Source organism: Streptomyces mayonensis, assembly GCF_018982965.1.
In the GTDB taxonomy this organism is placed as follows: Bacteria; Actinomycetota; Actinomycetes; order Streptomycetales; family Streptomycetaceae; genus Streptomyces; species Streptomyces mayonensis.
In genome coordinates, this window is record NZ_JACBYP010000234.1 from 1 (window position 1) to 3,920 (window position 3,920).

Annotated in this window: 2 protein-coding genes; one reads left to right on the plus strand and one right to left on the minus strand. The window is 75.6% G+C overall.

Annotation, left to right across the window (positions count from 1 at the left end; all coding sequences use genetic code 11):
- A partial coding sequence (locus HZS56_RS37465; RefSeq protein WP_216725267.1) for an NPCBM/NEW2 domain-containing protein occupies nucleotides 1-460 on the plus strand: 460 nt, incomplete at its 5' end.
- On the opposite strand, the gene HZS56_RS37470 is transcribed toward HZS56_RS37465, so the two are convergent.
- A complete protein-coding gene (locus tag HZS56_RS37470; RefSeq protein WP_216725268.1) occupies nucleotides 447-3,734 on the minus strand; it encodes an ATP-binding protein in 3,288 nt (1,095 codons plus the stop codon). The two genes, HZS56_RS37465 and HZS56_RS37470, sit on opposite strands and share 14 nt — an antisense overlap.
- Between the last annotated feature and the right edge of the window lie 186 nt (nucleotides 3,735-3,920).

Consider the following 3,920-nt stretch of genomic DNA (forward strand, 5'->3'; position numbering starts at 1 on the left):
CCCGACGCCACCCCCGCCGCCCGCCCCGGAGGTGTACCCGTGGAGCGAGCTGGCGTACGACGTGAGCGGTGACGGCACCGGGCCCGAAATGCGGCTGGCGGGGAGCAGTTGGGTGTGGCAGCGTTCCGCGCTCTCGGTCGACGACGTGCGGTACGCCCACGGCGTCACCGTGCGCGGCCGCTCCTCCGTCACGATCGACCTCAACCGCACCTGCTCGTCCTACGACGCGCTGGTCGGCGTGGACGACCTGACGATGAAGCTGGGCAAGGTCCACTTCTCGGTGTACGCCGACGGCGTCCGGCTGTGGAACTCCGGCACGGTGAAGGGCGGGGACCCGGCGGTGCCGGTCCATGTCGACATCTCGGGGCGCGAGACCGTACGGCTGGTGGCCGAGCCGCACAGCCCGTTCGACTCGCTGGCCCTGGCGGACTGGGCGCAGTCCCGCTTCACCTGCGCGTAGACACCGGCGGTACCGGCCACCGCTCGATGTGGGCCCGCAGGCCCGCATCCACCTCGGCCGTCGCGTCGCCCGTCGTGAGGGCGGCGCCCCGGGCCCGCTCGGCGGCGTACCGTTCGCGGCCGAGGGCGGCACGGGCGGCGTCCGCGGCCCGCTCGCCGCGGGCGCGGTCCGGTGCGGAGGCCGGACGGTCGCCGCGCCAGTGGCCGGTCGCCCCGAGCAGCCGCGCCGCGCGGGCGTGGTCGCCGAGGTCGGACAGCAGATCCGCCGCGTTGTCCACGAGAGCGGCGACGACGAGGTCGGCACACCGCTTGTCGACCGCCGTACGGACGGTGTCCGCGAGCAGCGGCAGGGCCGCCCCCGGCCCCGTCTCGCCGGCCGTGACCAGCGCTTCCACCAGCCCCAGCATCGCCAGGAACTGCGGCGGCGGGGTGCCGCGCTCGCACTCCTCGCGGGCCTGGTGCGCCAGGGCGCGCGCCCGCGGGAAGTCCTCGTCCTCCACGGCGATCCCGGCCCGCAGCAACAGGACGAAGGCCTTGGAGTCCACGACGCCGTACCGGTCGGCGGCGGCGCTCGCCTCGTCGAGCACGGCCAGCGCGGCAGACCGGTCCCCCGCGCGGTAGGCGATCTCGGCCAGCCGGGCGATGAGGAACGGCGACTCGGCGAAGGCACCCACCTCTTCGGCGAGCCGCAGCGCCTCCGCGTACTCCCTCCTGGCCTCGTCGTACCGGCCGTGCACCATGGCGGACTCGCCGAAGGCGCTGCACACCTGGGCCTCCACCAGGCGGTCGCCGAGCCGGCGGCTGAGCAGCCGCAGTTCGGACAGGTCCTCGTCGACGTCGGACACGTTCCCGGAGGTGTCGACCACCGCGTGGGCCCGGAACATGAGGCTGGCGGCGACCTCCCACTCCCCGCCGTACACACGGCAGTTGGCGACTGAGGCGTCCATGGCGGGCCGGACGTCGTTCGAGTCGTTGACGAAGAACTCGGTGAGCGGCCAGATGATGCCCGGTATCCGGGCCGCCTCCGGCCCGCCCGCGGCGAAGTGGTTGCGCACCCTGAGGACGTACTGCCGCATCCGCTCGTCGGGCGGCCTGTCTCCCGGCCCGGCCTCGAAGGTGAGGAGGATGTGCATCATCCGCACCCGCATCCGCAAGTTGTGCAGCGGGTGCCCGGTGTCGCCCTCCGGTACGGCGAGCAGCGCCTCGACGGGGTCGGCGGCGGCGGTACGCCGGGCGAGGTCGTCCCCGGCCGGCCCGCCCGCGTCCAGGGCGGCCGCGAGGTGCAGTACCCGGTCGAACCGTTCGACGCCTTCGTGACGGTAGTTGCGCAGCCACCAGAACCAGCCCATGGCGAGCGCGAGGGCGGCGGCCTCCTCCTCGTCACCGTCCTCGAGCGAGCGGTCGAGTGCGGTGCGGATGTTGTCGTGCTCGGCCTCCAGGCGGGCTATCCAGGGCAGTTGCCCGGCGGACCGCAGCTGAGGGTCGGCCTCCTCGACCAGGGCGCGCGCCCACGCGCGGTGGGCGCGCTCGGCGGCGGTACGCAGCCCGGGGAGTTCGGCGGCGCGTTCACCGGCGTACTCGTGGATGGTCTCCAGCATCCGGTACCGCATGCCGGCGCCGGCCCGCGTGCCCGGGTCGGCCACGACCAGGGACTTGTCGACGAGGGCTCCGACGAGGTCCGCGGCGGGGCCGGTGCCGACGGCCTCGGCGGCTTCGAGGTCCCAGCCTCCGGCGAAGACGGACAGCTCGCGCAGCATGGTGCGTTCGGCGTCGTCGAGGAGGTCCCAGGACCAGTCGACGACCGCGCGCAGCGTCTGCTGGCGGGGCAGGACGGTGCGGCTGCCGGAGGTGAGCAGCCGGAAGCGGTCGTCGAGCCGGTCGGCGATCTCGCGCGGGGTGAGCATCCGCAGGCGTGCGGCGGCCAGTTCGATGGCGAGCGGCAGCCCGTCCAGCCGCCGGCAGATCTCGGCGACCGCCTGCCCGTCGCCCAACACGGCGTCCGCGTCGGGCCGTACGGCGGCCGCGCGGGCGGTGAAGAGGCGTTGTGCCTGGTCCGGGGTGAGCGGCTCGACCGGGCGCACGGCCTCGCCCGGTACGCCGAGGGGCTCGCGGCTCGTGGCGAGGATCGTGAGGCCGGGGCAGCGGGTCAGCAGCGTCTCGGCGAGCCGGGCCGCGGCGCCGACGAGGTGTTCGCAGTTGTCCAGGACGAGCAGCAGGTCGCGCGGGGCGCAGTACTCGACGAGCGAGGCGACGGGGTCGCCCTGCACGGCCGGCCGCTCGCTGGTGACGAGCACGGTCTCCCGCAGCCCGAGGGCGTTGACGACGGCACCGGGGACCGCCTCCGGCCGGTCGAGGGGGGCGAGTTCGACCAGCCAGGCCTGCGGGAGCGCGGCGGCGGCCTCCTCGGCGAGACGTGTCTTGCCGGAACCGCCCGGTCCGGTGAGGGTGACGAGCCGTGCCGTCCCCAGTCCGGCCCGGACGGCGTCGATCTCGGCCTCCCGTCCGACGAAGGAGGTCAGCCGGGGCCGGATGTTTCCCGTCCGCTCGGGCGGCGCCTTGGGTATGGCCGGAGCGGCGAGCAGTTCGGCGTGCAGGGAGCGCAGTGCGGGGCCGGGTTCGGTGCCGAGGCCTTCGGCGAGGGCGCGGCGGGTGTCGTCGTAGGCGGCGAGGGCGTCGGCGTCACGGCCGGCGGCTCGCAGGGCGCGGATGAGGAGGGCGCGCAGGGTTTCGTCGTAGGGGTGGGCGGCGACCAGTTCACGCAGTTCCGGTACGGCGTCGTGGGTGTCGCCGAGGCGCAGTCCGGCCTCGATGCGCGCGCGGGTCGCCTCCAGGTGCAGGGCCTCGGGCCGGGCCGCGTGTCCCGAGAGGTCGGCGAGGGCGGGGCCGCGCCAGAGACCGAGCGCCTCGTCGAGATCCCGGGCGGCGGCCCGGGCGTCGCCGCGGTCGAGGGCGTCGGTGCCGTGCCGTACGAGACGTTCGAAGACGTACAGGTCGACGTCGTCGCGGGTCGCAGCGAGCCGGTAACCGCCGGGGGCGGAGACGACGGCGTCCTTGCCGACGGTACGGCGCAGACGGCCGACGAGGGCCTGGAGCGCGCCGGGGGCGTCCTGCGGCGGGGCGTCCGCCCAGACCTCGTCGATCAGGGTGCCCGGGGCGACGACCTGGCCGGGCCGCAGGGCGAGGGCGGCGAGCAGCGCACGGAGCCGGGGCCCGCCGGGGGTGACGACGGTGCCGTGGTCCTCCGTCTGGGCGACGCCCAGGATCTTGTACCGCACGGGGCCATTGTCGCTTGCGCGAGCGGTGACGCGGGGGGTGCCTTGGCGCCCGGCGTGGGTGCGGGTCGCGCAGCCCGGCGTTGCCATGGCGCCCGGCGCGGGTGCGGGGCGGGGGTGGGTCGCGCAGCCCGGCGCTTACGGGGTGCCGCAGCGCCCACCCGTGCCGCCCTGGGGGTACCTCCCAGG